This is a genomic window from Azospirillum sp. SYSU D00513, from assembly GCF_017356015.1.
In the GTDB taxonomy this organism is placed as follows: Bacteria; Pseudomonadota; Alphaproteobacteria; order Azospirillales; family Azospirillaceae; genus Azospirillum.
In genome coordinates this window covers 60,971-87,469 of sequence record NZ_JAFIQV010000031.1, presented here as the reverse complement: position 1 = coordinate 87,469, position 26,499 = coordinate 60,971, and the positions used below count along the sequence as shown (strand labels likewise).

General features: G+C 69.2%; 21 protein-coding genes and 2 CRISPR repeat arrays. Of the genes, 7 read left to right on the top strand and 14 right to left on the bottom strand.

The window, feature by feature from the left end:
- Positions 1–2: 2 nt before the first annotated feature.
- Together JUB11_RS21755 and JUB11_RS21750 are read left to right on the top strand one after the other, a co-directional pair.
- Positions 3–1,706: an MlaD family protein gene (locus JUB11_RS21755; protein WP_207460774.1), complete on the top strand. Its 1,704-nt coding sequence runs from the start codon at positions 3–5 to the stop codon at positions 1,704–1,706.
- Positions 1,706–2,323 carry a PqiC family protein gene (locus JUB11_RS21750; RefSeq protein ID WP_207460773.1) on the top strand — a complete coding sequence of 206 codons (618 nt, stop codon included), beginning with the start codon at positions 1,706–1,708 and terminating at the stop codon, positions 2,321–2,323. The genes JUB11_RS21755 and JUB11_RS21750 overlap by 1 nt, the downstream gene beginning before the upstream one ends.
- On the opposite strand, the gene JUB11_RS21745 is transcribed toward JUB11_RS21750, so the two are convergent.
- The 10 genes from JUB11_RS21745 to rfbA form a co-directional block, all read right to left on the bottom strand.
- A complete protein-coding gene (locus tag JUB11_RS21745; RefSeq protein WP_207460772.1) occupies positions 2,320–5,067 on the bottom strand; it encodes a response regulator in 2,748 nt (915 codons plus the stop codon). The genes JUB11_RS21750 and JUB11_RS21745 overlap by 4 nt on opposite strands.
- Positions 5,068–5,736: 669 nt before the next feature.
- Positions 5,737–6,372: direct repeats of the CRISPR family, unit length 32 nt; unit sequence GTTTCAATCCACACCCCCGCACGGGAGGTGAC.
- A gap of 191 nt (positions 6,373–6,563) precedes the next feature.
- Entirely contained in the window at positions 6,564–6,854 is a 291-nt protein-coding gene (gene cas2 / locus JUB11_RS21740; protein ID WP_207460771.1) for a CRISPR-associated endonuclease Cas2, read from the bottom strand.
- Between the two features lie 4 nt (positions 6,855–6,858).
- Entirely contained in the window at positions 6,859–7,896 is a 1,038-nt protein-coding gene (gene cas1c, locus JUB11_RS21735) for a type I-C CRISPR-associated endonuclease Cas1c (RefSeq protein WP_207460770.1), read from the bottom strand.
- Positions 7,893–8,582, bottom strand: a complete 690-nt coding sequence (gene cas4 / locus JUB11_RS21730; RefSeq protein WP_207460768.1) for a CRISPR-associated protein Cas4 — start codon at positions 8,580–8,582, stop codon at positions 7,893–7,895. Before cas4 ends, cas1c begins: the two co-directional genes overlap by 4 nt.
- 3 nt (positions 8,583–8,585) lie before the next feature.
- Positions 8,586–9,464, bottom strand: coding sequence for a type I-C CRISPR-associated protein Cas7/Csd2 (gene cas7c, locus JUB11_RS21725; RefSeq protein WP_207460766.1), 879 nt, complete (start codon positions 9,462–9,464; stop codon positions 8,586–8,588).
- Between the two features lie 5 nt (positions 9,465–9,469).
- A complete protein-coding gene (gene cas8c, locus JUB11_RS21720; RefSeq protein ID WP_207460765.1) occupies positions 9,470–11,320 on the bottom strand; it encodes a type I-C CRISPR-associated protein Cas8c/Csd1 in 1,851 nt (616 codons plus the stop codon).
- Positions 11,317–11,976: a type I-C CRISPR-associated protein Cas5c gene (gene cas5c, locus JUB11_RS21715; RefSeq protein WP_207460764.1), complete on the bottom strand. Its 660-nt coding sequence runs from the start codon at positions 11,974–11,976 to the stop codon at positions 11,317–11,319. Before cas5c ends, cas8c begins: the two co-directional genes overlap by 4 nt.
- Positions 11,977–12,128: 152 nt before the next feature.
- Entirely contained in the window at positions 12,129–14,429 is a 2,301-nt protein-coding gene (cas3, locus tag JUB11_RS21710; protein ID WP_207460763.1) for a CRISPR-associated helicase Cas3', read from the bottom strand.
- A gap of 288 nt (positions 14,430–14,717) precedes the next feature.
- Positions 14,718–16,316, bottom strand: a complete 1,599-nt coding sequence (locus JUB11_RS21705) for a transposase (protein WP_207460762.1) — start codon at positions 16,314–16,316, stop codon at positions 14,718–14,720.
- A gap of 83 nt (positions 16,317–16,399) precedes the next feature.
- A CRISPR array of direct repeats spans positions 16,400–16,633; the repeat unit is 32 nt; unit sequence GTCACCCCTCATGCGGGGGTGTGGATTGAAAC.
- Between the two features lie 192 nt (positions 16,634–16,825).
- The gene (gene rfbA, locus JUB11_RS21700) at positions 16,826–17,695 is read right to left on the bottom strand and encodes a glucose-1-phosphate thymidylyltransferase RfbA (protein ID WP_207460761.1); all 870 of its coding nucleotides are present in this window, start codon (positions 17,693–17,695) and stop codon (positions 16,826–16,828) included.
- A gap of 202 nt (positions 17,696–17,897) precedes the next feature.
- Here rfbA and JUB11_RS21695 point away from each other — a divergent pair, with 202 nt between their 5' ends.
- Entirely contained in the window at positions 17,898–18,179 is a 282-nt protein-coding gene (locus JUB11_RS21695) for a hypothetical protein (protein WP_207460760.1), read from the top strand.
- 186 nt (positions 18,180–18,365) lie between these two features.
- On the opposite strand, the gene JUB11_RS21690 is transcribed toward JUB11_RS21695, so the two are convergent.
- Together JUB11_RS21690 and JUB11_RS21685 are read right to left on the bottom strand one after the other, a co-directional pair.
- Positions 18,366–19,457, bottom strand: a complete 1,092-nt coding sequence (locus JUB11_RS21690) for a M23 family metallopeptidase (RefSeq protein WP_207460759.1) — start codon at positions 19,455–19,457, stop codon at positions 18,366–18,368.
- A gap of 70 nt (positions 19,458–19,527) precedes the next feature.
- On the bottom strand, positions 19,528–19,743 hold the full coding sequence (locus tag JUB11_RS21685) for a hypothetical protein (protein ID WP_207460758.1): 216 nt from the start codon (positions 19,741–19,743) through the stop codon (positions 19,528–19,530).
- A gap of 235 nt (positions 19,744–19,978) precedes the next feature.
- Between JUB11_RS21685 and pseB the strand changes: the two genes are divergently transcribed.
- From pseB to JUB11_RS33405, 4 genes are all read left to right on the top strand, one after another.
- The gene (gene pseB / locus JUB11_RS21680; protein ID WP_247887230.1) at positions 19,979–21,019 is read left to right on the top strand and encodes a UDP-N-acetylglucosamine 4,6-dehydratase (inverting); all 1,041 of its coding nucleotides are present in this window, start codon (positions 19,979–19,981) and stop codon (positions 21,017–21,019) included.
- Positions 21,020–21,041: 22 nt separating this feature from the next.
- Entirely contained in the window at positions 21,042–22,277 is a 1,236-nt protein-coding gene (gene pseC, locus JUB11_RS21675; RefSeq protein WP_207460753.1) for a UDP-4-amino-4,6-dideoxy-N-acetyl-beta-L-altrosamine transaminase, read from the top strand.
- A 145-nt stretch (positions 22,278–22,422) separates the two neighbouring features.
- Positions 22,423–22,620 carry a hypothetical protein gene (locus tag JUB11_RS21670; protein ID WP_207460747.1) on the top strand — a complete coding sequence of 66 codons (198 nt, stop codon included), beginning with the start codon at positions 22,423–22,425 and terminating at the stop codon, positions 22,618–22,620.
- Between the two features lie 285 nt (positions 22,621–22,905).
- Complete coding sequence (locus tag JUB11_RS33405; RefSeq protein WP_348771485.1) at positions 22,906–24,297, top strand: carbohydrate-binding domain-containing protein; 1,392 nt, start codon at positions 22,906–22,908, stop codon at positions 24,295–24,297.
- Positions 24,298–24,462: 165 nt separating this feature from the next.
- Here JUB11_RS33405 and rfbD read toward each other — a convergent pair whose 3' ends face one another.
- Positions 24,463–25,356 carry a dTDP-4-dehydrorhamnose reductase gene (gene rfbD, locus JUB11_RS21660; RefSeq protein WP_207460746.1) on the bottom strand — a complete coding sequence of 298 codons (894 nt, stop codon included), beginning with the start codon at positions 25,354–25,356 and terminating at the stop codon, positions 24,463–24,465.
- An 11-nt stretch (positions 25,357–25,367) separates the two neighbouring features.
- The gene (gene rfbB, locus JUB11_RS21655; protein WP_207460745.1) at positions 25,368–26,423 is read right to left on the bottom strand and encodes a dTDP-glucose 4,6-dehydratase; all 1,056 of its coding nucleotides are present in this window, start codon (positions 26,421–26,423) and stop codon (positions 25,368–25,370) included.
- Positions 26,424–26,499: the final 76 nt, after the last annotated feature.

The window sequence follows — 26,499 nt, the reverse complement described above, 5'->3', positions numbered from 1 at the left end:
CGTTGGAACCGCAGCGTCCCGAAAACACGGCTTCCGCCGAAAACGCCGCCGAAAACGCGGTTGAACCGGCCGCCGCGCATGTGCGGCGCCGCCGCACGCTGCCGCTCGTCTGGATCGTGCCGCTGGTCGCCGCCCTGCTCGGCGGCTGGCTGGTCTGGCAGCACTTCAGCGAGCGCGGCCCGCTGATCACCATCACCTTCGTCACGGCGGAGGGGATCGAGGCCGGCCGGACCAAGATCAAGTTCAAGAACGTCGATGTCGGCACGGTCGAGGCGGTGGCCATGTCCGCCGACCTGAGCCATGTGGTCGTCACCGCGCGCATGGTGAAGGACGCCGGCCCCTATCTCACCGGCGGCACCCGCTTCTGGGTGGTGAAGCCGCGGCTGGGCGCCGCCGGCATCTCCGGCCTCACCACCCTCGTGTCGGGCGCCTACATCGGCGTCGATCCCGGGCCGGGCGAGTGGACCACGGAATTCTCCGGGCTGGAGGAGCCGCCGCTGGTGCAGTCCAGCGCGCCGGGGCGGCGCTTCGTGCTGACCACCGACCGGCTGGGCGGGCTGTCGCCGGGCGTCCCGATCTACTACGCGGGCATCCAGGTGGGCGAGGTTCTGGGCTATGAGTTCACCAGGGACTGGTCCTCGCTGAACGTTCCGGTCTTCGTGCACGCCCCCTACGACCGGCTGGTCCGGCCCAACAGCCGCTTCTGGAACGCCAGCGGCGTCCAGATGTCCTTCGGCTCCAACGGCCCGTCGGTCGCCATCGAATCCCTCCAGGCGCTGGCGGCGGGCGGCGTCGCCTTCGACACGCCCGGCCTGTCGAACGAGGGCGAGGCGGCGGAGGAGGGGCGGAGCTTCCCCCTGTTCGAGAACCAGCGCAGCGCCGAGGAGGCGCGCTACACCCGCCGGCTGCCGCTCCAGGTGCAGTTCGACGGTTCGGTGCGCGGCCTCAATCCGGGGTCGGCGGTGGAGTTCCGCGGCATCAAGATCGGCGAGGTCACGGACATCCGGCTCTCCTGGGATCCGGAAACCCGGACCGCGCGCATCCCCGTGACGATGCGGCTGGAACCGGAACGGGTGGACATCGCCAGCGAGGACGACCGGGCGACCTACGGCATCCTCGCCGGCATGGTGTCGCGCGGGCTGCGGGCGCAGCTGCGCACCGGCAACTACCTGACCGGCGAAATGATCGTGGCGCTCAACTTCTTCCCCGACGCGGCACCGGGCGAGATGGACCTCGCGAGCAGCCCGCCCATGCTGCCCGCGCAGCCGGCCATCCTCGACGCGGCCACGCAGTCCCTCAGCTCCCTGCTCGACCAGCTCTCCCGCGCGCCCATCGCGGACACCATCGCCGACCTGCGCCGGACGGTGCAGAGCGCCGCCAACCTGCTCGGCGGGCCGGAGACCGTCGGCGCCGCCAACGCGCTGCGCTCCACCCTGACGGAGCTGGAACGGACGATGCAGACCGTCAACGGGGAGGTCGGGCCGACCCTGCGCGCGCTGCGCGAGACCTCGGAGAACGCCGCCACGCTGGCCGCACAGGCGACCACCACGCTGAAGACCACGAACGACCTCGTCGGCGGCGCGCGGCCGGTGACCCATGACCTGCTGAACCTGGTGCGCGAGCTGTCGGCGGCGGCCCGGTCGATCCGGGTCCTGACCGATTATCTCGAGCGCCATCCCGAAGCCCTGATCCAAGGCAAACGCTGATGAACCATCCCACGCCACGGCGTTCCGCCCGCCTGCTCCTCCTCCCGGCCCTGCTAGGGCTTCTGGCCGGCTGCGGCACGGAGCCGAGCCGCTTCTACACCCTGGCCCCGCCGGCCGAGGCTCCCGCCCCGGCGCCCCCGCGCATGCCGGAGCGGGCGATCGGGCTGGAGCCGGTCGAGATCCCCGATTACCTGCGGCGGCCCGAGATGGTGCTGCGCGGCCAGGGCAGCCGGCTGGAGGTGCTGGAATACGACCGCTGGGGCGGGACGCTGGAATCGCTCATCACCCGGTCGCTGATCCGCGAGCTGGAAACCGCGTCGGGCGGGCGGACCGTGCTGCAGCTGCCCCAGCGCCGCGACGTCGAGATGGTCAACACGGTCGAGGTCGTCATCGAGCGCTTCGAGGCCGCCCAGGACGGGCCGGCCCTGCTGGACGCCCGCTGGCGGATCTACCAGGACCGCGACCGGCCCCTGCGCTTCGGGCGCACGGTGGCGGAGGAGCCGGTGGAGACGCCCGGCGAGCCCGGCGCGGTCGCCGACGCGCTGAGCCGCGCCGTCACCCGCCTGGCCCGCGACATCGCCGCGGCGCTGCCGGATGGGAGCGGCGGTGGCGTCTAGTCCTCGCCCGCCGGGACCGTCCTGTCCGTCCGCACCGCATCCAGCGCGGCGGTGAGGCCGGCGCTGTCGTAGGGCTTGCGGAGCAGGTGGGTGGCGCCCTGGCCGGCGAGGTCGGGGGCCTTGTCCTTGCCGGTGGCGAAGACGATGCCGATGCCCGGACGGACCTCGCGCGCCTTCGCGGCGAAGGCGGCACCGGACAGGCCGGGCAGGCCGAGGTCGGTGACGATCACGTCCACGGGCACGGTCCCCAGCGCTGCCAGCGCCTCCTCGGCGCTCTCCGCCTGGGTCACGGCGTGGCCGATGTCCTGAAGCAGTTCGGCGGTGTTCATCCGGATCACCGGGTCGTCCTCGACCAGCAGCACCGAAAGTGCGGCGGCCGGCTCCGGAGCGGACGGGCGCGGCTGCGGCCTCGTCGCGGCGGGGGCCGCTGCCTGAACGCGCTGGGCCTGGTTGGCCAGCACGTGGCGCAGCTTGCGGGCCAGCGCCTCGCGCGTGTAGGGCTTGGACAGCAGCTCCACCCCGGCGTCGAGCCGTCCGCCATGGACGATGGAGTTCTCGGTGTAGCCGGAGGTGAAGAGCACGGCGATGTTCGGCAGCCGCTCGCGCGCCTTGCGGGCCAGTTCCGGGCTCTTCAGCGTGCCGGGCATGACCACGTCGGTGAAGAGCAGGTCGATGGGGATGCCGCTCTCGACCACCGTGAGGGCGCTGGCGGCGTCCTTGGCCTTCAGCACGCGGTAGCCGAGTTCGGTCAGCATCTCGACCACGGTGGCCCGCACCTCCTCATCGTCCTCCGCCACCAGGATGGTCTCGGTCCCGCCGACGACCGGCCCGGTGTCCACGAGGGTCACGACGTCCTCGCTCTGCTCGGCGCGCGGCAGGTAGAGCCTCACGGTCGTGCCCTGGCCGGGCTCGCTGTAGATCTTCACATGGCCGCCGGACTGCTTGACGAAGCCATAGACCATGGACAGGCCGAGGCCGGTCCCCTTGCCCTCGGGCTTGGTCGAGAAGAAGGGCTCGAACACCTGGGCCAGCACCTCGGGCGTCATGCCGCTGCCGGTGTCGCTGACGGCCAGCATGACATACTGGCCGGGCGTCACGTCGGCGTGGCTGCGGACATAGGCGTCGTCGAGGAAGGCGTTGCCGGCCTCGATGGTCAGTTTTCCGGTGCCGTCCATGGCGTCGCGCGCGTTGATCGCCAGGTTCAGCAGGGCGGTCTCGACCTGGGTCGGGTCGATGAGGGTGTTCCAAAGGCCGCCGGACACGATGGTCTCGATCTCGATGGCCTCGCCCAGCGCCCGGCGCAGCATGTCGTCCATGCCCGTGACGAAGCGGCCGACATTGACGACCTTCGGCTCCAGCGCCTGCCGCCGCCCGAAGGCCAGCAGCTGGCTCGCCAGCTTGGCGCCGCGGCTGACGCCGGCCAGCGCGTTCGCCACCCGGCGCTCCGCCCGCTCGTTGCCGGCCACGTCCTTGGTCAGGAGCTGGAGGTTGCCCGACACGACCTGGAGCAGGTTGTTGAAGTCATGCGCCACGCCCCCCGTCAGCTTGCCGATAGCCTCCATCTTCTGCGACTGCTGGAGCGCCGCCTCGGCGTGGCGGCGCTCGGCGATCTCGGCGATGACGCGCGCCTCCAGCGTCTCGTTCAGCTGGCGCAGCTGCTCCTCGGCGCGGGCGCGATGGCGCATCTCGCGCTCGACGTTCTTGAACAGCCGGGCGTTGTCCATGGCGACCGCGGCCTGGCCGGCAAGGCTCACAAGGCTCGCCTCCACCGCCGCGCCGAAGCGCCCGGCATCGGAATGGCCGAAGAACAGCCCGCCGATGACCTCGCCGCTGCGCGACCGCACCGGCACCGCCAGATAGCTGCGCACCGGCAGGTGGCCCTCCGGCATGCCCCGGTAGGGCGCGTTGTGGCCGTAGCGCGGATCCGCCGTGATGTCGTCGGACCGGACCACCCCTTCGCCGGCGAAGGTCGGGGCGAAGACCTGGGTGTTGCGCGGCATCGGGAACCTGGAGAAGGCCTCCCGCTCCACCCCCGACAGGGTGTAGAGCATGTAGTGGCCGTTCTTCTCGTCCTGGACGTTGTAGAAGAAGGCGCCGAACTGCGCGCCGGTCAGCGCCACGCCGGCGTCGGTCACCGTCCGGGTCAGCCGGTCAAGGTCGAGTTCGGCCGTGATGGCGGTGCCGGCACGGTTGATGATGGCGAGCGCCTCGGTCTGCGCCCTCAGCGCCTCCAGCGCCTCCTGCTCCCGCCGCTTGGCGAGGACCTGGTCCGTCACCTCCATGGCCGCGCAGACGATGCCCGCGACCTTGCCGGATTCGTCGCGGACCGGCGTGTAGGAGAAGGTGAACCAAGTGTCCTGGGTGCGCCCGTCCCGCATCATCGGGATGAGCAGCTCCTCGTAGAGATGCCCGACGCCCGTCAGGTTGCTTTCCACGATGGGCCGGATCTGGGGCCAGATGTCGGACCAGACCTCCGCGAAGGGGCGGCCGAGTGCCTGGGGGTGGCGTTCCGCGAAGATCGGGATGTAGGCGTCGTTGTAGAGGAAGGCGAGATCCGGACCCCAGGCGACGAACTTCGCCTGCCGCGAATTGAGCGCCATCTCCAGGATCGAGCGCAGCGACGGGGGCCAGGATTCGACGGGGCCGAGCCCGGCGGCCTGGAACCCGGGACGGCGCACCAGATCCCCCACCTCGCCGCCGCCGGCCGGCCAGGCCGCCCGCACCGTCTCCGCACTCTCAGACATCGGTCCTCTTTCCCGAGCCGCCCAACCGGGATCGAAGCTCCTGCCAAGGCGTCTTCCGGCGGACCCGCCACATCCCGGACGGCCAGCCCATCCGCATTCATTCGGATCGCACCATAGTCCCAACCGGGGGAGCGCGTGAACCTCCGAGAAGACATATGCGCCGTTACATTCCTTGGCCCGGCCTTGGCCCGGCGCCGCATGGCGCGAGCGGGCCGCGCCGAGGCGCGGACATGCACGGTGCGGCAACCCCCGGATGCCGCCCTGTCATTCCCCGGCAGGATGGCCCGTCATACGACGTCGCATGAACATGCGCGCGCGACGGGCAATCCCTTCCCGGAACCCGCCGGACTCAGCCGTAAATCGCGTTCGCCCCCCCGAACGCGATGGCGACCACCACCGCAGCCGCGAGCAGCAGCGCCCCAGACCGTGTTCCCCCACCGTTCAACATGGTCCCCTCCCTTTGCTTGTTTTCATTCCAGGCCAACAGCGGGCAAATGCCAAAGTCACGACGCGGGCTGGCGGGGCATGGCGTTCAGTGAGGCAGTTCGGCCCGCTCCTAGCTTGTCCGCAGGGCAAAGGATCGCACCCGAGATGATCGCGCGGCTGCTTCGATACACCCCTGCATGAAGGGGGACACAGGTGCACGGGCAGCACGGCCAGCGATAGCTTGTTTCAATCCACACCTCCGCACGGGAGGTGACACCTTCGCCACGGCCTTCGCCTCGTCCTTCTCCACGTTTCAATCCACACCTCCGCACGGGAGGTGACACGCCGTCGCCCAGCTCGCCCGCCCGGGCGCCACCGTTTCAATCCACACCCCCGCACGGGAGGTGACCGGTGACCGATGAAGCAGTGATTGACCTCTACGTCCGGTTTCAATCCACACCCCCGCACGGGAGGTGACGAAGGTCGGAAACCGGACGGCCTTGATCTGGGAGTTTCAATCCACACCCCCGCACGGGAGGTGACACTCCATCGCCCGAGCGCCAGCTGCCCACTCATCGTTTCAATCCACACCCCCGCACGGGAGGTGACGCGTCGTAGATGGTCTGGGCGGTGGCGCCGGCGCGGTTTCAATCCACACCCCCGCACGGGAGGTGACGCTGCTTCGCAATATGCAGGTCTGGCCGGAACATCGGGTTTCAATCCACACCCCCGCACGGGAGGTGACGCTAATTCATCCCGCCACTGTTGTAAGGCTTAACGGGTTTCAATCCACACCCCCGCACGGGAGGTGACCGTCTCCTGCGAGCGGGTGTTCGACCCCAAGCTCGTTTCAATCCACACCCCCGCACGGGAGGTGACCGCCTCACTGTAAGCCATTGCCCGGCTTGAGAAAACCGCCTCGTTCGCGCGAACCGGGTGCGGGCAGGCTCCGCCGCGTACGTCTTTGCGTGCGGCCTGGCGCCGGGATCCTTGCGATGGCTGGGTTTTCCGCCCGAGCGAACCCTCCGGGGGATTCATGGGCGCTTGGGGTTCGCGCAAGAGGCCGCGCGTCACAGGATCAGCGGCTCTTCCAGGTCGGTGGGGGTGCGGGCGCCGACATGCTCCACCTTGTGCCGGGCGTTGGAGCCCAGCAGGTAGAAGCGCAGGCTGTCGGTACGGTCGTCGATCAGACCGAGGAGTTGGGCGCGCAGCGCGGTCCATTGTGCCGGATCGACCGTGCATTCGAACACCGAATACTGCACGCGCACGCCATGGTCCTGGCAGGCCTTCGCCACGCGGCGCAGGCGCCGACGTCCGGCCTGGGTTTCGGTGGAGACGTCGTAGCAGACGAGGACCAGCACGGCGTCACTTCCACAGGAAGGGCGGGTAGGCGTCGAGGTCGCCGCGCAGGTGCCGGGCCAGCAGCCGGGCCTGGGCGTGCCACATGAGGCCGAAGGGGAGCTTTTCGTTGAGGAAAGGGTGGTTCAGCTCCTCCTTCTTGCGCTTCTGATAGGCGACCAGCACGGCCTTGCGGGCGTCGGGGGCGAGGGCCACGGCGCCGGTCTCCCCGATCTCGAAATCGTCGGGGCCGAGTTCCTGGCGGTTGATCAGGGTCAGCGCCAGCCGGTCGGCGAAGGGCGCGCGGAACTCCTCCACCAGATCGAGCACGAGGGAAGGCCGGCCAGGCCGGTCCGTGTGCAGGAAACCCGCCTGCGGGTCCAGCCCGACCGCCTCCAGCGCACCGCGCACGTCGTGGGTCAGCAGCGTGTAGAGGAAGGACAGCAGCGCGTTGACCCGGTCCAGCGGCGGACGGCGCGAGCGGCCGGCCATGCGCCATTCCGGTTCCTCGCGCCGGATCATCGCGGCGAAGGCGCGGAAATAGGCGGCAGCGGCGTCGCCCTCCACCCCGCGCAGCTGGTCGACGCCCCAATCGGCGCTGAAGGGCCGGTCGAGCTGGGTCAGCGCGCGGCCAATGGCTTCTTCGGCTGCCGCCAGGGCGCCGGTCGGGTCCTCATGGTCGCGGCGGTGGCGGCGCAGCACCGTGCGCTGGTTGGCGAGCTTGCCCGCCAGCACATTGCGGGTGACGGACGCGGCGCGGGCCGGATCGTCCGCCGCCCGATACTGCGCGCGGCGCAGCAGCACGTTGCCCGAGACCGGCCCCTCCACCCGCATCACGAAACGGCCGGCGTCGGACAGAAAGCCGACGCTGATGCCCTTTTCCGCGCAATGGCCCAGCACGTGCGGGCTGGCGCCGACGCTGCCGAAGGCGACCAGCCCTTCCAGCGCGATCAGCGGCACCAGCGTGCGCCCACCGTCCTCCCGCCGCACCTCGATGGCCTCGCCCTCCTTCGACAGGTAGCTGCCGGGGGTGGTGACGTAGAGCGTGTTGAGCAGGCGTTTCACGGCAGGTCTCCCTCGGCGTCGGCGCGCAGCATGCCCGCCAGCCAGGCGGCGGCCGACCGCCCGCCCGCCGGCTTCGGCCGGCAGATCCCCGGCAGGCACAGGGCCTCCAGGGAGCAGGATCGGCATTTCGGCCCCGGCTCGGGCGGCGGGTTGGTCCGGACGGCCAGCATGGCGTGCAGCTCGCGCGCCAGCGATTCCGTCCGCGCGCGGAGATCCGCGTCGAAGGCCACCTCCTGCCGGCGCCGCGTCTCCCCGTAGAAGAGCGCGCCGCCCGGCACCTCCAGCCCCAGCATCTCCTCCAGGCACAGCCCCTGGGCGCAGAGCTGGACGCGGTCGGCGTCGTGCGGCTTGGCCTTGCCGCGCTTGTACTCCACCGGGCAGGGCAGGGGCGGCTGGCCGCGCCGGGAGTGGAACTCCACCACGTCGGCGCGCCCGATCAGTCCCAGCCGCGCGCTGCGCAGGGGCACCCCCCGCGCCACCCGCACCCCGCGCCGCGTCTCGCCGGGCGCGTTGTCCACCCGCTCGTGCAGCACGCGGCCCTCGGCGGTCAGCGCGTTCTCCGCCCAGGCATCCTCCAGATGAATCAACCCGCACTGGCGCGCGCAGAAGGCCAGATGCTGCAACGCCGATAGCGGAGCGAGGCCAGCGTCGGGATCGGTGGCAGGGTCGGCAGCGGGGCCTTCCATCCCTTACAGACGCTCCTCGATCTCCACGCCCGCCGGCAGGTTGTCGCGGTCGATGGTGACGGTGAAGTCGTCGTCGAAGCTGCGCGGTGCCGTCACCCCGTCCTTCACCCTGGCGGTGACCAGCTTGAACAGCTTCTGCGCCGGCGCCTCGCCCAGCGGCGACTTGTGACGGAAGACGACCAGCTTGCGCGCGGCCATCTCGCCGCGCGTGGCGGAGCGGTCCTGCTCGAACATGTTCTCCAGCGCCTTGAAGAACAGCTCCAGGTCGGAGTCGGAAAAGCCGGTCTGCCGCGCGAGGTGCGGGGAGATGAAGCCGTGCGCCCGGTACAGCCCATAGGGCACGATGTATTTCCGCCCCATGGTGCGGTTGTCGCCCTGCTGCTTCTCGGCCTCGGCGGCAGTGGTGACGGCCATGCGGGTGACCGACACCTCCATCGGCACGATGGGGTGCAGGCTTTCCGCGAAGGTGAGCTGCACCGGCCCGCGCACCTGGCCGCAGTTCACGCCGGTGGTCATGACCGCGCCGAAGGTCCGCACGTCGAAGAAGGTCTCGCACATCCATTGCGTGACCTTGCGGGCGTCGCCCTCGCCCTTGGGCAGCTTTCCCTTCTCCGACGCGATGCCGTTGGCCTCGTAGGCGCGGGCGTGCTGGTCGTTCAGGATCGCCTTCTCGCGCACGTAGATCTCATAGCCCTTCTGGCCGGACTGCGTCAGCTCCACGAAGTTGCGGATCTTGCGCTTTAGGGAGACGTCGGTGACCAGCCCCTTGCTGGTTTCCGGGTCGAGGCGCGGCATGTTGCCGGCGTCCGGGTCGCCGTTCGGGTTGCCGTTGCGCACGTCGAACAGATAGACGAACTCGATGCGGGACTCGTGGATGCCCATGGGTTTCACTCCGGATCGGAAAGGGTTTCGGCGGCGTCGGACGGCTCGGCATCCGCGGCCTTGTCGGACTTGCGGTGGGCGCGCTCGTGGTAGTAGCCAAGGAAGAAGAGGCCGCGTTCCTCCAGGCTCAGCGTGGCGGGGAATCCGGTCAGCGGCTCCTGGATCTCGGCAAGGCGCGTGTCCAGCACGCGGGCGAGCCCGGCCTTGCTCCCACGCACCTTCTTCAGGTGCTTCTGCGCCAGATCCAGAAGGAAGGGGAAGGAGGCGCGCGGCGTGGCCGAGGCGGAGCCGATGTGCTTGTCCCGGATGGTGGCGTTGAGGTCGCGCCCTTCGGCGGCGGCCTGCTGGATGCGCTCCAGCACGGCGAAAAGACGGCCGAGCCGGTAGCCAGGATCGGTGCGGGATTCGTCGAGGCCCACGAGATTGTTCCCCTCTTCTTGGATGCCATCGGCCTGGAGGTCCTCGGTCCGGCCATCCCCGGCCAGCCGGGCGCGGCGGGTCAGCACCGCCTTGATCAGCGCGACGCGCGGGTGGTTGACGACCTGATCGGCGCGGATGCGGTCGAGCAGCACCGCCAGCACGCTGGCGGGGTAGGAGCCGCCGCTCAGCATCGCGCGCAGAAGGTCGCCGTAGAGCTTGGCGAGCCCCTCGTCGTTCGGGTCGGGCTTGGCGTTGTCGCCGTCGCCCCGGTACTTGACCTTGGTCTCCATGGCGAGCGCCCAGAGCGACGGGAACTCCGGCTGCCAGTCCCACTGGCGGACCAACCGGATGTCGGACAGATGCTCCGCCACGCGGTCGGCCATGACGCCCAGCCTGTCGCTGCTCCAGAAGCGCACCGCCAGCCGCGCCGCGTTCGGCGACAGGCCCAGCACGAAGAAACGCGCGCCCTGCTCGTCCGGCGGCATGGCCTTGCGCCCCTGGGCGAGCCGTTGCAGGGCGCTCCGGACCGCCTCGGCGCGGGTCTCGTCCTCGGCGGAGAATTCCGGTCGGGCGGCGGCGGCGAAGTCGGATTCGAACTGCGTCGGCCGGTCGGTCCAGAAGACGACCGACACCGGGCCGATGACCAGATGGCGCTTGCCGCGCTGGCTCAGCAGATGGTTCAGGGCCGAGGTGTAGCCATGCGCCACGCGGGCGGAGACGGGGGCGTTGAGGTTCTGCGCCTTGCCGTAGGATTCGTAAGCCCCGGCGTTGAAGGAAACCAGCGCGGCACCCGCCATCTGCGCGCCCGGCACGCCCTTGACGGCGGGGTGCGTCGGCGCGATGGGCTGGTCCATCTCGCCGGTGGCGAGACACTGGCCGGTGACCGCCCCGACCGCGTCCGCCTCCATGGCGCGCTCCCAGGCGGCCTGGATTTCCGGCGAGTCGTGGACGTAGTCGTCATCGTTGATCATGCGGAAGACGAGCCAGCCGGACAGGATCTCCGGATCGCTCATCTCCGGCGTCACGCCGGGCGTCCAGCTCCGGAAGAAGGCGAGCACCGCGCGCGCCCAGGGGTGATCGACGTCGTTCAAGACGGCTTCGTGCCGCTCCCGCGAGGCCGCGAACTGGTCCAGGGCGCGGTCCGCCTTGCCCTCCGCCGTGCCGAACAGGTAGCCGGCGGAATCGCACAGGAAACCCGCCTTGATGCCGGAGGTCCGGCGCGGCGGCTGCGGCACGTCCAGCAGGCTCGGGCGCTTGACCGTCTTGCCCTTCTTGCCGGTCTCCTCGTCGCGCCGTTCGTCCCGCACGGCGAAGACGCTGCCGTCCGGCTTAAGCACGATGCAGCCGGTCACCTTTTCCAGCGAATAGCCGTAGGGCGGGAGCGTGCCGGCGTCGCGCAGCCGCTCGTAAAGGCGATGGAGTTCGGTGATGATCATAGGCCGCTCCGCCGCAGGCAGGCCTGGACGTCCAGCACACCGTCCACCAGTTCCGCGCGGAAGAAGCGCGGCGTCATGCCGTCCGCGAAGTCGATCTCATGCAGCATCCAGCCCAGGTCGCGGGTGCCGCGCAGGTCGTCCGGCGGGTCGGGCGGGATCTCCGGGGCCGGCTCGAAATAGGCGGGGAACTCGCGGCAGCCGAAACAGGGCTGCCAGACGCACTGCCCCTTGGCGATGCGCCGGCGCGCCATCTCCGCGTGCTTGCCGGGATTGTCCTGCGGCCCGGCCCGGCCGGTCATCTCGAAATGCGCGTCGATGACGTAGTCCACGTCGCGCAGGAAGACGCTGGCGCGCTGCTGCCGGTCCTCCTCCGGGTGGAGCGCGACCGCCGCCCCGCCGGCCATCGCCTGCCGCGCCGAGGCATAGGACGCCTTCGACGCCACCTCGTTGCGCCGCACCGTGTCGAAGCGGATCGGCTTCAGCACCCGGATCCGGTCCACGACCCAGCGGATGGCTGGCTTCCAGTGAATGGCTTCGAGAATGCCGCACGCGGCGGACGGCGTGATGATGTCGTAGGAGACCCGCTCTGCCTTCATTTCCGGGCGAGAGAACAGAGCGCGGTCACCGTGAACGCGAACAGTTATGCCGTTGGGCATAATCTTCCTCACCGCCCATGTTGTTCATGGGCCAATGCTGTTCTTTATAATCAATCCCTGTCAAGATCTAGAAAACACCGCCATATTGGTTAATATATCTTAACACAAGACCAAACATTACTTCGCACACCTACGACTTGGTGAGAGAAAAACTACTGAATATTCTCCAACTCCATACGGTCCCTCGGGTCACGCGCGTCCAGCCCAAGCTTCAGGTCGTAGCGCTTGGGGTCGGTCAGCAGGAGGAACTCTCCTTTTTCGCCGACGGCTTTAATGACCTCGGCGGCCATCAGCCGGTCGAGCTGCCCGCGTGGAATGGTGACGGTGTAGCGTTGCAGCTTGCGGGCGAAGGAGCCGGGATGCGGGCTGGCCTGCAAGGCGGCGGCCCAGTCCCGCGCCTCTTCCGTATAGGGGGTGATGACCGCCACCTGTTCGTTGTCGATCAGGTGGAAATCGGCGGCCACGGAACGGAAGGGCAGGGAGTCACGCCGGGTGCAGGCCGCGAAGCGCTTCCAGGCCTCCGCGAGGTCGTAGGGATCGCCGCCGCTGCCCGTGCGCTTGCGCTTGTCCGCGCCGTAGAGCCGGCGGAAATAGGCCGACAGCACGTCGGGGTGCAGGGCCTCGGCCCAGTCCCGGCCGCTCATGAGTTCTTCGGTGATGTCGCGCCGCCGTTTCAGGTCGGCGAGGCCGTTCCGCCGCGCCGTCTCGAACACCACGACGCGGCCCAATCCGCCCTCCAGCCGTCCCTCCCGGTTGCAGCGCCCCGCGCTCTGGGCGATGGAGTCGAGCCCGGCCATGGCTCGCAGAACCAGGGGGAAATCGACGTCCACGCCCGCTTCCACGAGCTGCGTGCTGACCACCCGGCACGGGCGCTTGGCCTCCAGGTCGGCGCGGATGGCGGCCAGCACGGTGGACCGGTGTTCGGCGCACATGGCGGCGGAGAGGTGATACAGGCCGTCCACCCCTCGCTCCTCCAGCGCCCGGTACAGCTCGGCGGCGTGGCCGCGCGTGTCGAGCACGCAGAGCGCCTGACCGGCCCCCTTCATACGGTCGGCCTTCTCCATGCGGTCGGCCAGCGCCTCGTCGTCGAGCAGCCCGGCATGCTCCACCGCGACGCGCCTCATGGCCTCGTGCAGGTCCGGGGCGCCGGCCTCCGGCATGATCGGCCGGATGCCGGACAGGCCGAAGGACAGCGGCTTGTCCAGGTCGAGCGCGGGCTGGGTCGCGGTGCTCAGCAGGACGGTGCAGCCGTAATCGCGGATCAGCGCGTCGAGCAGGGCGAGGCAGGGGCGCAGGTGGGGCAGGGGAAGGAGCTGCGCCTCGTCCAGCACGATGACGGAGCGGGCGACGTTGTGCAGCTTGCGGCAGCGCGAGGGGCGGGCGGCGAAGAAGGATTCGAAGAACTGGACGGCGGTGGTGACGGTGACCGGCGCGTCCCAGTTCTCCGCCGCCAGCTTGTGCCGGTCGGGGCCGATCCCTTCCTCATCGCCCTCCTTGTAGCCGCCGCGCGGGCTGTAGGCGGAGTGATGCTCCAGCACCGCGCCGGGCAGACCGAGGAAGGCCTCGTTCCGGAAGACCTCCGCCGTCTGCTCGATGATCGACAGGTAGGGGATAACGTAGATCACGCGGCGCAGCCCGTGGGCGAGCGCATGGTCCAGCGCGAAGGACAGCGATGACAGGGTCTTTCCGCCGCCCGTCGGCACGGCGAGCGAGAAGAAGCCCGGCGAAAGGCCGGCGGCGCTCCGGCAGCGTTCCAACACCTCGGCGCGGATGCGGTTGACGGGGGAGGGGCTGGCACCGGCCGCCTTCACCGCCAGATGCAGCCGCAGGGCCGCCGCCAGCGTCGGCAAGTCCAGCTGCCCGCCGCGCAGGGCCGCCGTCTCGGGGTCGGTGTAGCCCTCCGTCGCCAGCGCGTCGGCATCGGTCAGGCAGGAGAAGAGCATGCGCGTGAACAGCGCCTCAGCGAAACAGTCGGCCATCCGAGAAGCCGACAGTTCGGGCGGAAGCAGGGCGGCGACCTCCTCCTCGAACCCCGCGCGGGAGGGCTCGCCGACCTTCGGCTTGGCGAGGCGTGCCGCCAGGGTGCCGCCATCGACGCTGCCGCCCCCGGCGCCGCCGCCATCCGGAAGGCCGGCGTGGTGGCCCGCCACCGCATAGGCCAGCGCCCAGCCGGGCAGGGCGTTCCGGCCATAGCGCTCCAGCGCGAACAGGGCGCCGGCCGTGGAGTGATCGACCCGGCCGGGCTCGTCCTTCAGCAATCGTTGGAACGCGTCCGCGTACTTGCCCGCGTCGTGCAGCAGGCCAAGGGCACGCGCCAAGGCCGTCACCCGGTCATCCCCGGGGATCATCCCCGCCGCGAACGCCTCCGCCCGCGCCGCCACACGCAGCAGATGGAGGCGCAGAGGCTCCTTCGGTTCCTCTGGATTTTTCGGCGTATGGGCATACCATTCCATGATGCGCCTCCCGCTGTTCGGTCCTGCGAGGGATGGTGGTACAGATAATCCACCTTCACAATTCCCGCATGCGGACAAGCCGCCGCGCGAACCCCAAGCGCCCATGAAATCCCCAGGAGGTTCGCGCGATCCCGAAAACCAAGCGCATCAATGGATTGGGCCTTGCGCCCGCGAGAACCTTTCGGAGAGAACGCCAAAAATAGCGACCTTCGCGCAAGCGTTCGGATTTCATTCGTCAGAACAACGAGTTACAATGAAGCGGTGTAACAGGGGCAAAAGGCCGGGCAGTCACGGCTGGGCAGCGCGCTGGCGAATGATGTCGGGCAGGTAAGAGACGTGTTCGCTGTCCGGCACGCCAAGGTGATGGCCGAGGAAGTCCCAGAAGGCGATGCCGAGCTTGGCGCAGGTTTTCATCAGGCCGAGGAAGCCGTCGCGTGCGTCACGTCCCTGGTCGGACCGGGTGCCGCCGCTTACCTTGCGGCGCGTGACGTGACCGCGCAGGTCATTCTCCGAGCCATTGGTGTGCAGGGGAATGTCGGGACGGTCGAGCACGCGCAGCAGTTCCTTCCCGTTGGCCCGCAGCCTTGCGAGCAGGCGGTCCAGGGTGGAAAAGCCGGTCCGGCGCTGGAAGATGCGCTCGAAGCGCGCCCGCAGTTGCGCCCGCCGCCGTGGGGTGGGGGCTCTCTGATAGGTCTTGAGGTCGGCATAGAACCACCAGATCAGCGAGCGGACGTGCTGCTGGGCGGTGTGCTGGGCCGGGGTGAAGGTGTCGAGCTTGTGCACCAGCCGTTCGGCATGGACCCAGCACAGCGCGTGCAGGCCGACGTCGAACTGGCCGGCATCGTCGCTGACGATGACCGTGTCCGGCAGCAGGCCATGGGCGTTGATGCTGCCCCACAGCGCTCCTTCGGTGGCCAGCCGCACCGGGTCGAGCTGATGGGCACGGGTCGGCCAGTCCAGCCGGCGCAGATGGTCCAGCCACGTGGCCTCATCGGCGAAGCGGCGTGTGGACTGCGCCTCCAGCCGGGCAACCGCGCCCAAGGGCACGCCGCGCTTGCGCATGTACTCCAGCGCCGCGGCGTTGATCACGTAATCCTCGTGGCCGGCGCGCAGCAGTTCCAGGAAGTTCAGCCGGCTCTTGGAGCCTGTGGTCACGAAGGCGGTGAAGCGGTCGTCGCCCAGCTGCGTGCACACGCCGTTGGCGCCCTTGTGGCGTGCGCCGGTGTCGTCCACGGTGAGCCAGGACGCCGTCTCCAATCCGGCCCGCAGCACCGCGCCGGCCTCCTCCAGCATGGTGCTGTTCCGGGTGAGCAGGCGCACGATCTGGCGCTTGGAGACGTCGAGGCCCAGATCGCCAAGCAGGGCGGCCAGGCGAGGAATGGTGGTTTGGCCGCGGTGGTATTGGAACAGCACGAAGCGCTGCAACTCCGGGCCAAGATGGCCGGCGATCCCGGCCGGCAACGGCGCCAGCACACACCGCCCATCCGGCGTGGCCCAGCGTTCCCGGCGGAAGCGGATGCGCCGTGCCCGCAGTTCCAGCTCTTGGACGGTGAAGTCCTCATAACCCTTGAAGCGCGACCCTTCCGGCACGGCCGCGGACAGGACGCGATCCTCGCAGGCCACCCTCTTGGACACCTTGCCAGCCCGCCCGCGCCGCCGGCGCGGCCGCCCTTCGGCCGAAGCCCCTGTCGCCGCTTCCATGCCGCTCGGCTTGCCGGCCGGCTTGATCTCCGGCTTGCCCTTCACGCCTTTCAGCTGCGCCACCTCGGCACGCAGCTCTGCCACCATCTGCTTCAGGGCGGCATTCTCCGCCAGCAGACGTTCCAGCAGGGCTTCAAGGTCGCCACGCGACAGGCCGGACAAAGACGGGCGTTCCGCGCTCGGCATGCCAATACACATCGCCCGATCCACGCTGATGGCAACCCCTCAGCCCAGCTCAGTGCCCGGCCTTTTGCCCCTGTTACGAAGCGGTCACCCCTCATGCGGGGGTGTGGATTGAAACCTCGAGCGGGTGCATGTCGCTCCGGTTGATGTTCTCGTCACCCCTCATGCGGGGGTGTGGATTGAAACGGAAATCTGTGTCGGGTCGAGCCCCTCGAAAAGCTGGTCACCCCTCATGCGGGGGTGTGGATTGAAACGTGCTTGTTTTCAACGGCACAGCGGAGGAGGTGAGTCACCCCTCATGCGGGGGGGTGGATTGAAACCGGTGTCACCTGTGCTAAAGCACATCAAGTGGGCGTGCACGCCTCATCCAGGAGTGCAGTTCAAAACAACCGGCCACTTCGGGTGAGAGTGGACGGGCGTAACGGCCGGGGAAGCGCCCCGCACCCACATGCCCGTCCCAGAAACACAAGCAATCCCGGAGGCGCCCCGGTGCGGGCGCCGCCGGTGCGGCGTCAGCGCTTGCCGATCAGGTCCAGCAGGTACTTGCCGTAGCCGTTCTTGGCGAGCGGCTTGGCCAGTTCTGCCAGTTCCGCGTCGCCGATGTAGCCCATCTGGTAGGCGACCTCCTCGATGCAGGCGATCTTCAGGCCCTGGCGCTCCTCCACCGTCTTCACGAATTCCGAGGCCTGGAGCAGCGAGGCGTGGGTGCCGGTGTCGAGCCATGCGAAGCCGCGGCCCATCAGCTCCACGCGGAGCGTTCCCTCCTCCAGGTAGCGGAGGTTGACGTCCGTGATCTCCAGCTCGCCGCGTGGCGAGGGCTTGATGGTCTCGGCGATGCGGACGACGCGGTTGTCGTAGAAATAGAGACCGGTCACGGCGTAGTTGGAGCGCGGCTTGGCCGGCTTTTCCTCGATGCTGACGGCCTTGCCGGCGGCATCGAACTCGACCACGCCATAGCGCTCCGGATCCTGCACGCGGTAGCCGAAGACGGTCGCGCCCTCGGCTTGCGCGGCGGCGCGGCGGAGCTGGTCGGTCAGGCCGTGGCCGTAGAAGATGTTGTCGCCGAGCACGAGGCAGACCGGGTCGTCGCCGATGAACTCCCGCCCGATCAGGAAGGCCTGCGCGAGCCCCTCGGGCTTGGGCTGCACCGCGTACTGGATGCGGATGCCCAGATGGCTGCCGTCGCGCAGCAGGGTCTGGAACAGCGCGTTGTCCTGGGGGGTGGTGATGATCAGGATGTCGCGGACGCCCGCCAGCATCAGCGTGGACAAGGGGTAATAGATCAGGGGCTTGTCGTAGATGGGGAGAAGCTGCTTGCTGACCACATGGGTCACTGGGTAGAGCCGGGTGCCGGATCCGCCGGCCAGAATGATGCCCTTCATACGAAAACTCCCGAAAAACGCGTCCATGGCCCGTCGGCGGCGCAGATTGGCACCCGTCCGGCGGCGGCGGTCAAGCGCTTCTTGCGCGGAACCCCCTTTCCTCCTCTACCGGCATCCTTGCCAGTGGCCGTCCATGCGCTATAACGGGACCAAAGGTGCCGGACCCGGCGCCGGGACGCGGTTCCATATCCGAGGGCAAAGCATGGTTGACTATTACGAGATGGTCGAAGAGGCCTGGAAGCTGAGCGACGCCGCGCGCGACTACGTGAAGAACGCCGGTCGCGAGGTGGACAACGCCGAGCTTTGGGAGAAGATCTTCGTCCCCTCGGGCCTGATCGACCTGGAACGGACCAAGCGCGAGGGCGGCCAGCCGCTCCAGAAGATCTTCTTCACGAATCCCTACGGCCTTCAGTACCGCACCGACCACAAGGACTGGATCCCCTTCCGCCACGGCGCGCTGGATCCGGAATATCTGAAGATCTGACGGACCGGGGGCGGAAGCCCCCTTTTCCGAGCACAGCGGCCCGTCGCCGTACCGGTCTCACCGCACTCATACGATTTTCATGAAGTCCTGACCTGTGGTCAGGACTTCCGCGCCATGGGGCGCGGGGCCGCAGTCGCGGCCCCATACCGGGTTCGGAGGTCGGAATTTCCCGAACCCGGTATGATTTCACCGCACGGGCAGGCGGCGTTCCATCTCCGCGAACGGCCGCCCGTCGCGGGTCAGGGTGACGACGGCGCGCAGGCTGCCGGTGCTGGGCCAGCCCTCCTTCGGGCGGCGCAGGCCCGCGAAGGCGAACTGGCTGACCTTGCTGTCCTTCTGCGTCTCCTCATGGTCGAAGAGCGCGCGCCCCGCCTCATCCAGGATCCGCACGCGGCGGCGGTCGCCGGCCAATGCGCCCATCACGTCGGTCCAGACCACGAGGAGCGGGGCGTCCGCGGGCAGGGCCTCCATGTCATAGGCGCCCCGGCGCGCCTGTTCCGGCTCCGGCCGCTCCACCGCCAGCCCGACCGACAGCAGCGCCGTCTCGATGTAGCGCAGGTCCTCCGGGCGGACCCACATCGTCCCGTCCTCGGGCGGGGCGGCGCCGGCCGCCACCGTGGCCGGCCTGCCCCCGGGGGGGCAGGCCGGAGCGCCCGCGGCGTCCATGCCCTTGCCCGTGAAGGGATCCACCGCCCGGCCCTCGTGCCGGACCTCGAAATGGACGTGCGGGAATTCGGTGAAGCCGGACAGGCCGATCTCGCCGAGCGGCTGGCCGGCCCGCACCCGGTCGCCGGGCTTCACCGCGACGCTGCCGCGCTTCATGTGGCCGTACTGCGTTTCCCAGCCGTTCCCATGCATCAGCACGACGCTGTTGCCGGCCTCGCGGTTCTTCACCGCCTCGGGCCCTGTGGTGCGGATGTTGACGTCCTCCATCCCGTCGCGGACGGCGCGCACGACCCCGTCGGCCGCAGCCAGCACCGCCACGCCCCGCTCCATCGCCCGGTAGTCGGGAAGCCGGACGTCCGTGCCCTTGTGCCCCTCGTAGCTGAGCCGGCCGCAGGCGAAATCCAGGCGTCCCGGACCGGGATCATGATCGACGTAGTTCTGGATGAAGCAGTCGCGGCCGATCTCGCAGGCGGCGGGAAGCGTGAAACGGGGCGTCGCCGCGGCCGGTTTGGCGGCAGCGGCCCGCGCGCCGGCCCATGCGAGAATGAGGAGCGCCAGCCCGCCCACGCCGGCCCATGCGCTCCGCTGCCCTATGCCGATGAAACCCGCCATGCCCGATCGCCCTCGCCAATGATGCCCTTGCGGCATCAGACGTGGGGGCGGGGCCGGCGGAATGGAACCCTCAGCGGTTCGCGGCGGCCACCGCGGCGGCGGCTTGCCGGCGGGCTTCCATCGCGGCGCGCGCGCCGCGCCGGGTGCAGTAATATTCGAAAAAACCCTCGTGCTTCAGCAGCGTCGCGCACTCCTCGGGCGGCACCTGGCCGCTGACGATGCAATCGTACAGCATCGGGAAATGGTCGGGGTTGGTCGTCTTCACCGTCAGTGATTCGTGATGCATGGCACGGCCTTCGCTGCTCGTTCCCGGTCGGGCCGACGGGCCGGACACGGGACAACACCGGTGACAACACCCCCGCCGGGGCGAGGTTCCGCAGCCAAGCCGCGTGTTCCGCGCGGACGCGCAAGTCACAATACGGTCCCGCCACGCCGCGCCCCGCTTCCCTTGCGCCGCCATTGCAAAAGATTTAAGACTTTTGTCCAGTGATTGGTTTCTTTCCCGAATGGATCCTTCCGCCATGACCGGAACTCTGCGCGATTTCTCCAAGCCCGTCATGGACCTGAACGGCAAGTCGGTCCTGGTGACCGGCGGGACCGGTTCCTTCGGCAAGGCGATCACCCGCTACATCCTGGAACGCTTCGCCGTCCGCCGGCTGGTCGTCTTCTCCCGCGACGAGCTGAAGCAGTTCGAGATGGAACGGTCGCTGCCGGTCGCGAAGCACCCGGCGCTCCGCTACTTCATCGGCGACGTGCGCGACCAGGGCCGGCTGACCTCGGCCATGCGCGGCATCGATTACGTCATCCACGCCGCGGCGATGAAGCAGGTGCCGACGGCCGAATACAACCCCTTCGAATGCATCCGCACCAACGTCATCGGCGCCGAGAACGTCGTGCAGGCGGCGATGGAGGCCGGGGTGCAGAAGGTGCTGGCCCTGTCCACCGACAAGGCGGCGAACCCCATCAATCTCTATGGCGCCAGCAAGCTGGCGTCGGACAAGATCTTCGTCGCCGCGAACAACGTGTCGGGCTTCGGCGGCACCCGCTTCGCCGTGGTGCGCTACGGCAACGTGATCGGCTCGCGCGGGAGCGTGGTGGAACTGTTCGGCACGCTGCTGCGCGAGGGCGCGCGCGAGATCCCGATCACCGACCCGCGCATGACGCGCTTCTGGATCACGCTGAACCAGGGCGTCGGCTTCGTGCTGTCCTCGATGGAGATGATGCAGGGCGGCGAGCTGTTCGTGCCGAAGATCCCCAGCATGCGCATCGCCGACCTCGCCGCCAGCATGGCGCCGGGCCTGCCCCACCGCGCGATCGGCATCCGCCCGGGCGAGAAGCTGCACGAGGTGCTGATCTCCGAGGACGACGCCCGCCTGACGCTGGAACTGGACGACCGCTTCATCGTGCAGCCGGCCTTCCCCTTCTGGCGCGCCGAGCCCTACCAGCGCAGCGGCGCCCACCCGGTGCCGGAGGGCTTCTCCTACACCAGCGACCGCAACACCGAATGGCTGTCGGCCGAGGCGCTCCAGCAGCTCATCGCGTTGGGCACGCCGGGGGCGTGAACACACGGCGGAGGGGAATCCCATGGCGGCCGGAAACGACGGGAACGCGGGTGGACGCGCCTTGCCCTATGGGCGGCAGAGCGTGGACGAGGAGGACGTGGCAGCCGTCGTCGCGGCGCTGCGCGGCGATTACCTGACCACCGGCCCCCTGGTGGATGCCTTCGAGCGGCGGCTGGCTGGCATCGTCGGCGCGCCGCAGGCCGTGGCCTGCGCGAACGGCACGGCGGCGCTGCACTTGGCCATGCTGGCGCTCGGGATCGGCCCGGGCGACGTGGTGGTGGTTCCCGCCATCACCTTCCTCGCCACCGCCAACGCGGCGCGCTTCGTCGGGGCGGAGGTCGCCTTCGCCGACGTCGATCCCGACAGCGGGCTGATGGAGGCCCGGCACCTGGCCGAGGCGCTGGACCGGGCGCGGGCGCTGGGACGGCCGCGCGCCGCCGCCATGGTGCATCTGAACGGCCAGTCGCCGGACATGGGGCCGCTGGCCGCCACCGCGCGCGACGCCAGCCTGTTCCTGGTGGAGGACGCCTGCCACGCGCTGGGCACCGCGATCCACACGGAGGAGGGGGAGGTTCCCGTCGGGGCCTGCGACCGGTCGGACCTGGCCGTCTTCTCCTTCCATCCGGTCAAGACGGTGACCACGGCGGAGGGCGGCGCCGTGACCAGCCGGGATCCCGCGCTGGACCGCCGGCTGCGGCTGTTCCGCAACCACGGCATGGTGCGCGATCCCGCCGGCCTCACGCTGCCGGAGCTGGCGCTGGACGAGGCGGGAGGGACCAACCCCTGGTACTACGAGATGCAGGAGCTGGGCTTCAACTACCGTCTGAACGACGTGCAGTGCGCGCTCGGCCTTGCCCAGCTCGGCAAACTGGACCGCTTCGCGGCGCGGCGGCGCGCCCTGGCCGACCGCTACGACCGCGCGCTCGCCCCGCTGGGCCCGCTGCTGCGGCCCGTGCCGCGCAGCCCCGGCTGCCGCGCCGTGCCGCACCTCTATCCCGTGCTGGTCGATTTCGCCGCCGGCACCGGGCGCGCGGCGCTGATGCGCGCGCTCGCGGCGCGTGGGGTGGGGACGCAGGTCCATTACATCCCCGTGCCCTGGCAGCCCTATTACCGCGACCGTTACGGCCTCGCCGACCTGCCGGGCGCGCGGCGCTATTACGAGCGGGTTCTGTCCCTGCCGCTCTTCGCGGACATGGAGGAGGCCGACGCCGACCGCGTCGCCGCGGCCCTGGCGGAGCTGCTGCCGGCCGGCGCCTGACGCGCTTTCCGGCCCAGCTCATTTTCCAGCCGGAACGGTCCGCCGGCTGTCCTGTTGGCCGACGAGCAAGGAGCGGTCCCAACCTGCAAGGAAACACGGGGGACCACCCCAGCAAGCGCCAAGGCCACTGACAGGGTGAAGGATCATGTCGAGAACGACAGGCAACACGGACCGCCACCATGGCGGACCCGGCAGCAGCCAGCAGAACGCCGATAAGCCCAAAGCTGACGACCATAACGGCCCCGCCCCCGGAGAGCCCACGAATTCGGACCGCAGCGGGGCATCGAGTGGCGGCGGCGAGCGCGACCGGCACCACACCCACGACCCCGCCACCAAATCCTGAACGGCACGGCCCCGCCTCCTCCGACCGGATGGGCAGGCGGGGCATCCTGGCCATGGCCGGACGCCGTCATCCCATTCCGCAGGCCCGGGATCATGGCGATCCGCAAGATGGACCGCCCCAGCTTGAGCATCTCCGAGAAGGGGGCATGAGCGGCCCCGGGCCGGTCCGTTTTCTGCCTCCATTCTTGCCCCACATCCGTCCACGCCCAGCTTGTATCAATGGTCACTACCCCCATCGATAGTGACAGGGCGCATGATGGCCACGCCGACCTCCTACGAACAGTACATGCTGGAGCTGATCAACCGGGCTCGCGCCAACCCTGCCGCCGAGGCCACCCGCCAGGGGATCGACCTCAACCAGGGGCTGGCACCCGGCACCATCTCGACGGCCGCGAAGGCCCCTCTGGCCTGGGACCCGTTGCTCCTCGACTCCGCCCGCGCCCATTCGACATGGATGCTCGACACGGACAGCTTCAGCCATACCGGCGCCGCGAACAGCTCGCCGGGCGACCGCATGAAGGCTGCCGGCTATGCGTTCAGCGGCAGCTGGAGCTGGGGCGAGAACATCGCCATCCGCTGGGGCGCTGGAACCGCCATCAGCGCATCGAGCGTCGAGGCCATGGAAAGTGGCCTCTTCAAGTCGGCCGGTCACCGCACCAACCTGATGAAAGACACGTTCCGCGAAATTGGAATCGGTCTGCAGACGGGCGAGTATCAGGGCTCGACCGGCATGACCGGAACCCAGAACTTCGCCAGGACGGCCGGTAACCCTTTCCTGACCGGCGTCACCTTCGACGACAGGGACGGCGACAATTTCTACGATCCGGGCGAAGGGCTGGGCGGCGTCGCGATCAAAGCCGTTTCTTCGGCCGGCACCACCTACCAGGCCACAAGCTGGACGTCCGGCGGCTACGGGATGGAGCTGCCGGCGGGCAACTACACGGTGACCTTCTCCGGTGGCGGAATTCCCGGCACCATCACCAAGACCGCGTCCATCGGCGCGAACAACGTCAAGCTGGACCTGAACCAGGACGCCGGCACGGCTCCCGCTCCGGTCATCACCCCTCCGGCCCCGGTGCAGGACACCATGCCCGACAGCATCACGGTGAGCGCGAAGGGCGCCGGCAACGCGCACTTCACCCTGCTGGTGGACGGCAAGAAGATCGGCGAGGGCACGACGGTCTCGACCACGAAGGACTTCACCTTCAAGACCGATGTCGCCGATCTTCAGGCCCACAAAGTTCAGATTCAATTCGACAATGATGGTGTCGTCAACGGCGTGGACCGCAATCTGAACATCAGCAAGATCGTCATCAACGGCAGGCCGGTGCTGCCGACCGACGGCATCGTGACCTACGACAAGGGCGCCCTGGACGGCCGCGACGTGGTCAGGGGCCAAGCGAACCTGTGGTGGAACGGCACGCTGGTCGTGAACGCCGACAAAAGCTTCTTCGATCCTGGCCAGCAGACCGTTTACGCCCACCTTGCGGGCCAGAATCAAACGGTGGCCGGCGCTTATGGTGAAGCACAGGACGTCCGGCACGATCCATTCAACCTGCATCATCTCGAACTGACGCCGATGAGCTTGAAACACTTCGGCTCTGACCATGCCGGGACGGCGAACCCTTTCGAGGGTCCGCACCATGTCGGCCAAGGTTATCTCGACATGATCGCGTGACCGGCCGGCTGCGGTTCACGCTGGGTGCCATCGGCGTCTGCCCTGAAAGCCGCATCCTACGGCCCTGCCGATGATCCCGGCCGCGCCGGCAACCCGACAGCGGCTCGGAAAAGAAAAAAGCCCCGCCATCCGATGAGGACGGCGGGGCTTTTTGGTCGGCGCCGTTCAGGCCCGGACGGGCATCGCGGCGGTCAGTTCCGCGACCACCTCGGCGACCGGCTCCTCCCAGGGGCGCAGCCGCACGCCGAAGGTCCGTTCCAGCTTGGTGCAGTCGAGCACCGAGTTGGCCGGGCGGCGGGTCGGGGTCGGGTAGTCGGCGGTGGCGATGGCGTGCACGACCGGCCGCCGGCCGAGCGCCGGGGCGGCGAGGTCGAAGATGCGCTCCGCGAAGCCGTGCCAGGTCGTGGCCCCGGCGCCGGCGAGGTGGTAGGTGCCCCAGGGGGCGTCCTCGCCGGTCAGGAACCGCATGGCGACCGGCACCGTGGCCCGCGCGATCTCGGCGGCGGCGGTCGGGCAGCCGTGCTGGTCGGCGACCACCCGCAGCTCGTCGCGCTCCGCGCCGACGCGCAGCATCGTCTTCGCGAAATTATGGCCGAAGGCGCTGTAGACCCAGGCCGTGCGCAGGATGGCGTGGCGGGGCTGGGCCGCGCGCACCGCGCGCTCCCCGGCCTCCTTGCTGGCGCCATAGACGCCCAGCGGGTTGACCGCGTCCTCCTCCGTCCAGGCGCCGGCCTTGGAGCCGTCGAAGACGTAGTCGGTGGAGTAGTGGATCAGCGGGATGCCGCGCTCGCCCGCCGCCTCCGCCATGTGGCGCGGGGCCTCGGCGTTGACGGCGAAGGCCGCCTCCGGCTCGGACTCCGACCGGTCGACCGCCGTGTTGGCGGTCGCGTTGATGACGAGGTCCGGCGCCGCCGCGGCGAAGAAGCCGCGCACGGAGGCCGCGTCCGTGATGTCGAGGTCGGCGCGCCCGGCGCTGACCAGCTCGACACCCTGCGGCCAGGCGGCCCGCGTCAGTTCGCGGCCGACCTGGCCGGTGTTGCCGACAACCAGGATCTTCACGTCGTCGATCCTCAGCCGGCCAGGCCCAGGCGGTCGCCGCCATAGACCTTCTCGCGCAGCGGCTCCCACCAGGAGCGGTTGGCGAGGTACCAGTCCACCGTCTTGCGCAGGCCGGTCTGGAAGGTCTCCTTCGGCTCCCAGTCAAGCTCGCGCTTGATCTTGGCGGCGTCGATGGCGTAGCGCAGGTCGTGGCCGGGGCGGTCGGTCACGTAGGTGACCAGATTCGCACGCGGGCCGCTCTTCAGCGGCGGCGCCACCTCGTCCAGCAGCGCGCAGATGGCGGTCACCACGTCGATGTTCCGCATCTCGTTGTTGCCGCCGATGTTGTAGGACTGGCCGGGCAGCCCCTTGCTCAGCACCGTCCACAGCGCGCTCGCGTGGTCCTCCACATAGAGCCAGTCGCGGACGTTCAGGCCCTTGCCATAGACCGGCAGGGGGCGGCCCTCCAGCGCGTTCAGGATGGTCAGCGGGATCAGCTTCTCCGGAAACTGGCAGGGGCCGTAGTTGTTGGAGCAGTTGCTGATCACCACCGGCAGGCCGTAGGTGTGGTGCCACGCGTTCGCCAGATGGTCCGAGGCCGCCTTGCTCGACGAATAGGGCGAGCGCGGGTCGTAGGGCGTCTCCTCGGTGAAGTAGCCGGTCTCGCCCAGCGAACCGTACACCTCGTCGGTCGAGACGTGGTGGAAGCGGAAGGCCGCGCGCGCCGCCTCGTCCAGGCCGCGCCAGTAGCCGACGGCGGCGTCGAGCAGCGTGTAGGTGCCGACGATGTTGGTGTTGATGAAGGCGCCCGGCCCGTCGATGGAGCGGTCCACATGGGATTCCGCCGCCAGATGCATGATCGCGTCGGGGCGGTGGCGCTTCAGCAGATCCGCGACCCGCGGACCGTCGCAGATGTCCACGCGCTCGAAGGCATAGCGGGGGTTGCCCTCGACGGGCTTCAGCGAGGCAAGGTTCGCGGCGTAGGTCAGGACATCGACGTTCACCACCTCGACGTCGGTGTTGTCGATGAGATAGCGAATAACCGCCGAGCCGATAAAGCCCGCGCCGCCCGTGATGAGAACCTTCACCGCAGTGCCTCGAATGCCGTTTAAAATCGGGGAAACCCCTGTTGGGGACCCGCAAGAACCTATAATCTCGACCGTC

Bases quoted from the DNA above. Each gene is read 5' to 3' on its own strand.
- JUB11_RS21750 (WP_207460773.1), top strand. From the start codon at position 1,706: ATGAACCATCCCACGCCACGGCGTTCCGCCCGCCTGCTCCTCCTCCCG.
- JUB11_RS21745 (WP_207460772.1), bottom strand. From the start codon at position 5,067: ATGTCTGAGAGTGCGGAGACGGTGCGGGCGGCCTGGCCGGCCGGCGGC.
- cas4 (WP_207460768.1), bottom strand. From the start codon at position 8,582: ATGGAAGGCCCCGCTGCCGACCCTGCCACCGATCCCGACGCTGGCCTC.
- cas7c (WP_207460766.1), bottom strand. From the start codon at position 9,464: ATGGGCATCCACGAGTCCCGCATCGAGTTCGTCTATCTGTTCGACGTG.
- cas8c (WP_207460765.1), bottom strand. From the start codon at position 11,320: ATGATCATCACCGAACTCCATCGCCTTTACGAGCGGCTGCGCGACGCC.
- cas5c (WP_207460764.1), bottom strand. From the start codon at position 11,976: ATGCCCAACGGCATAACTGTTCGCGTTCACGGTGACCGCGCTCTGTTC.
- cas3 (WP_207460763.1), bottom strand. From the start codon at position 14,429: ATGGAATGGTATGCCCATACGCCGAAAAATCCAGAGGAACCGAAGGAG.
- JUB11_RS21705 (WP_207460762.1), bottom strand. From the start codon at position 16,316: ATGCCGAGCGCGGAACGCCCGTCTTTGTCCGGCCTGTCGCGTGGCGAC.
- rfbA (WP_207460761.1), bottom strand. From the start codon at position 17,695: ATGAAGGGCATCATTCTGGCCGGCGGATCCGGCACCCGGCTCTACCCA.
- JUB11_RS21695 (WP_207460760.1), top strand. From the start codon at position 17,898: ATGGTTGACTATTACGAGATGGTCGAAGAGGCCTGGAAGCTGAGCGAC.
- JUB11_RS21690 (WP_207460759.1), bottom strand. From the start codon at position 19,457: ATGGCGGGTTTCATCGGCATAGGGCAGCGGAGCGCATGGGCCGGCGTG.
- JUB11_RS21685 (WP_207460758.1), bottom strand. From the start codon at position 19,743: ATGCATCACGAATCACTGACGGTGAAGACGACCAACCCCGACCATTTC.
- pseB (WP_247887230.1), top strand. From the start codon at position 19,979: ATGACCGGAACTCTGCGCGATTTCTCCAAGCCCGTCATGGACCTGAAC.
- pseC (WP_207460753.1), top strand. From the start codon at position 21,042: ATGGCGGCCGGAAACGACGGGAACGCGGGTGGACGCGCCTTGCCCTAT.
- JUB11_RS21670 (WP_207460747.1), top strand. From the start codon at position 22,423: ATGTCGAGAACGACAGGCAACACGGACCGCCACCATGGCGGACCCGGC.
- JUB11_RS33405 (WP_348771485.1), top strand. From the start codon at position 22,906: ATGCTGGAGCTGATCAACCGGGCTCGCGCCAACCCTGCCGCCGAGGCC.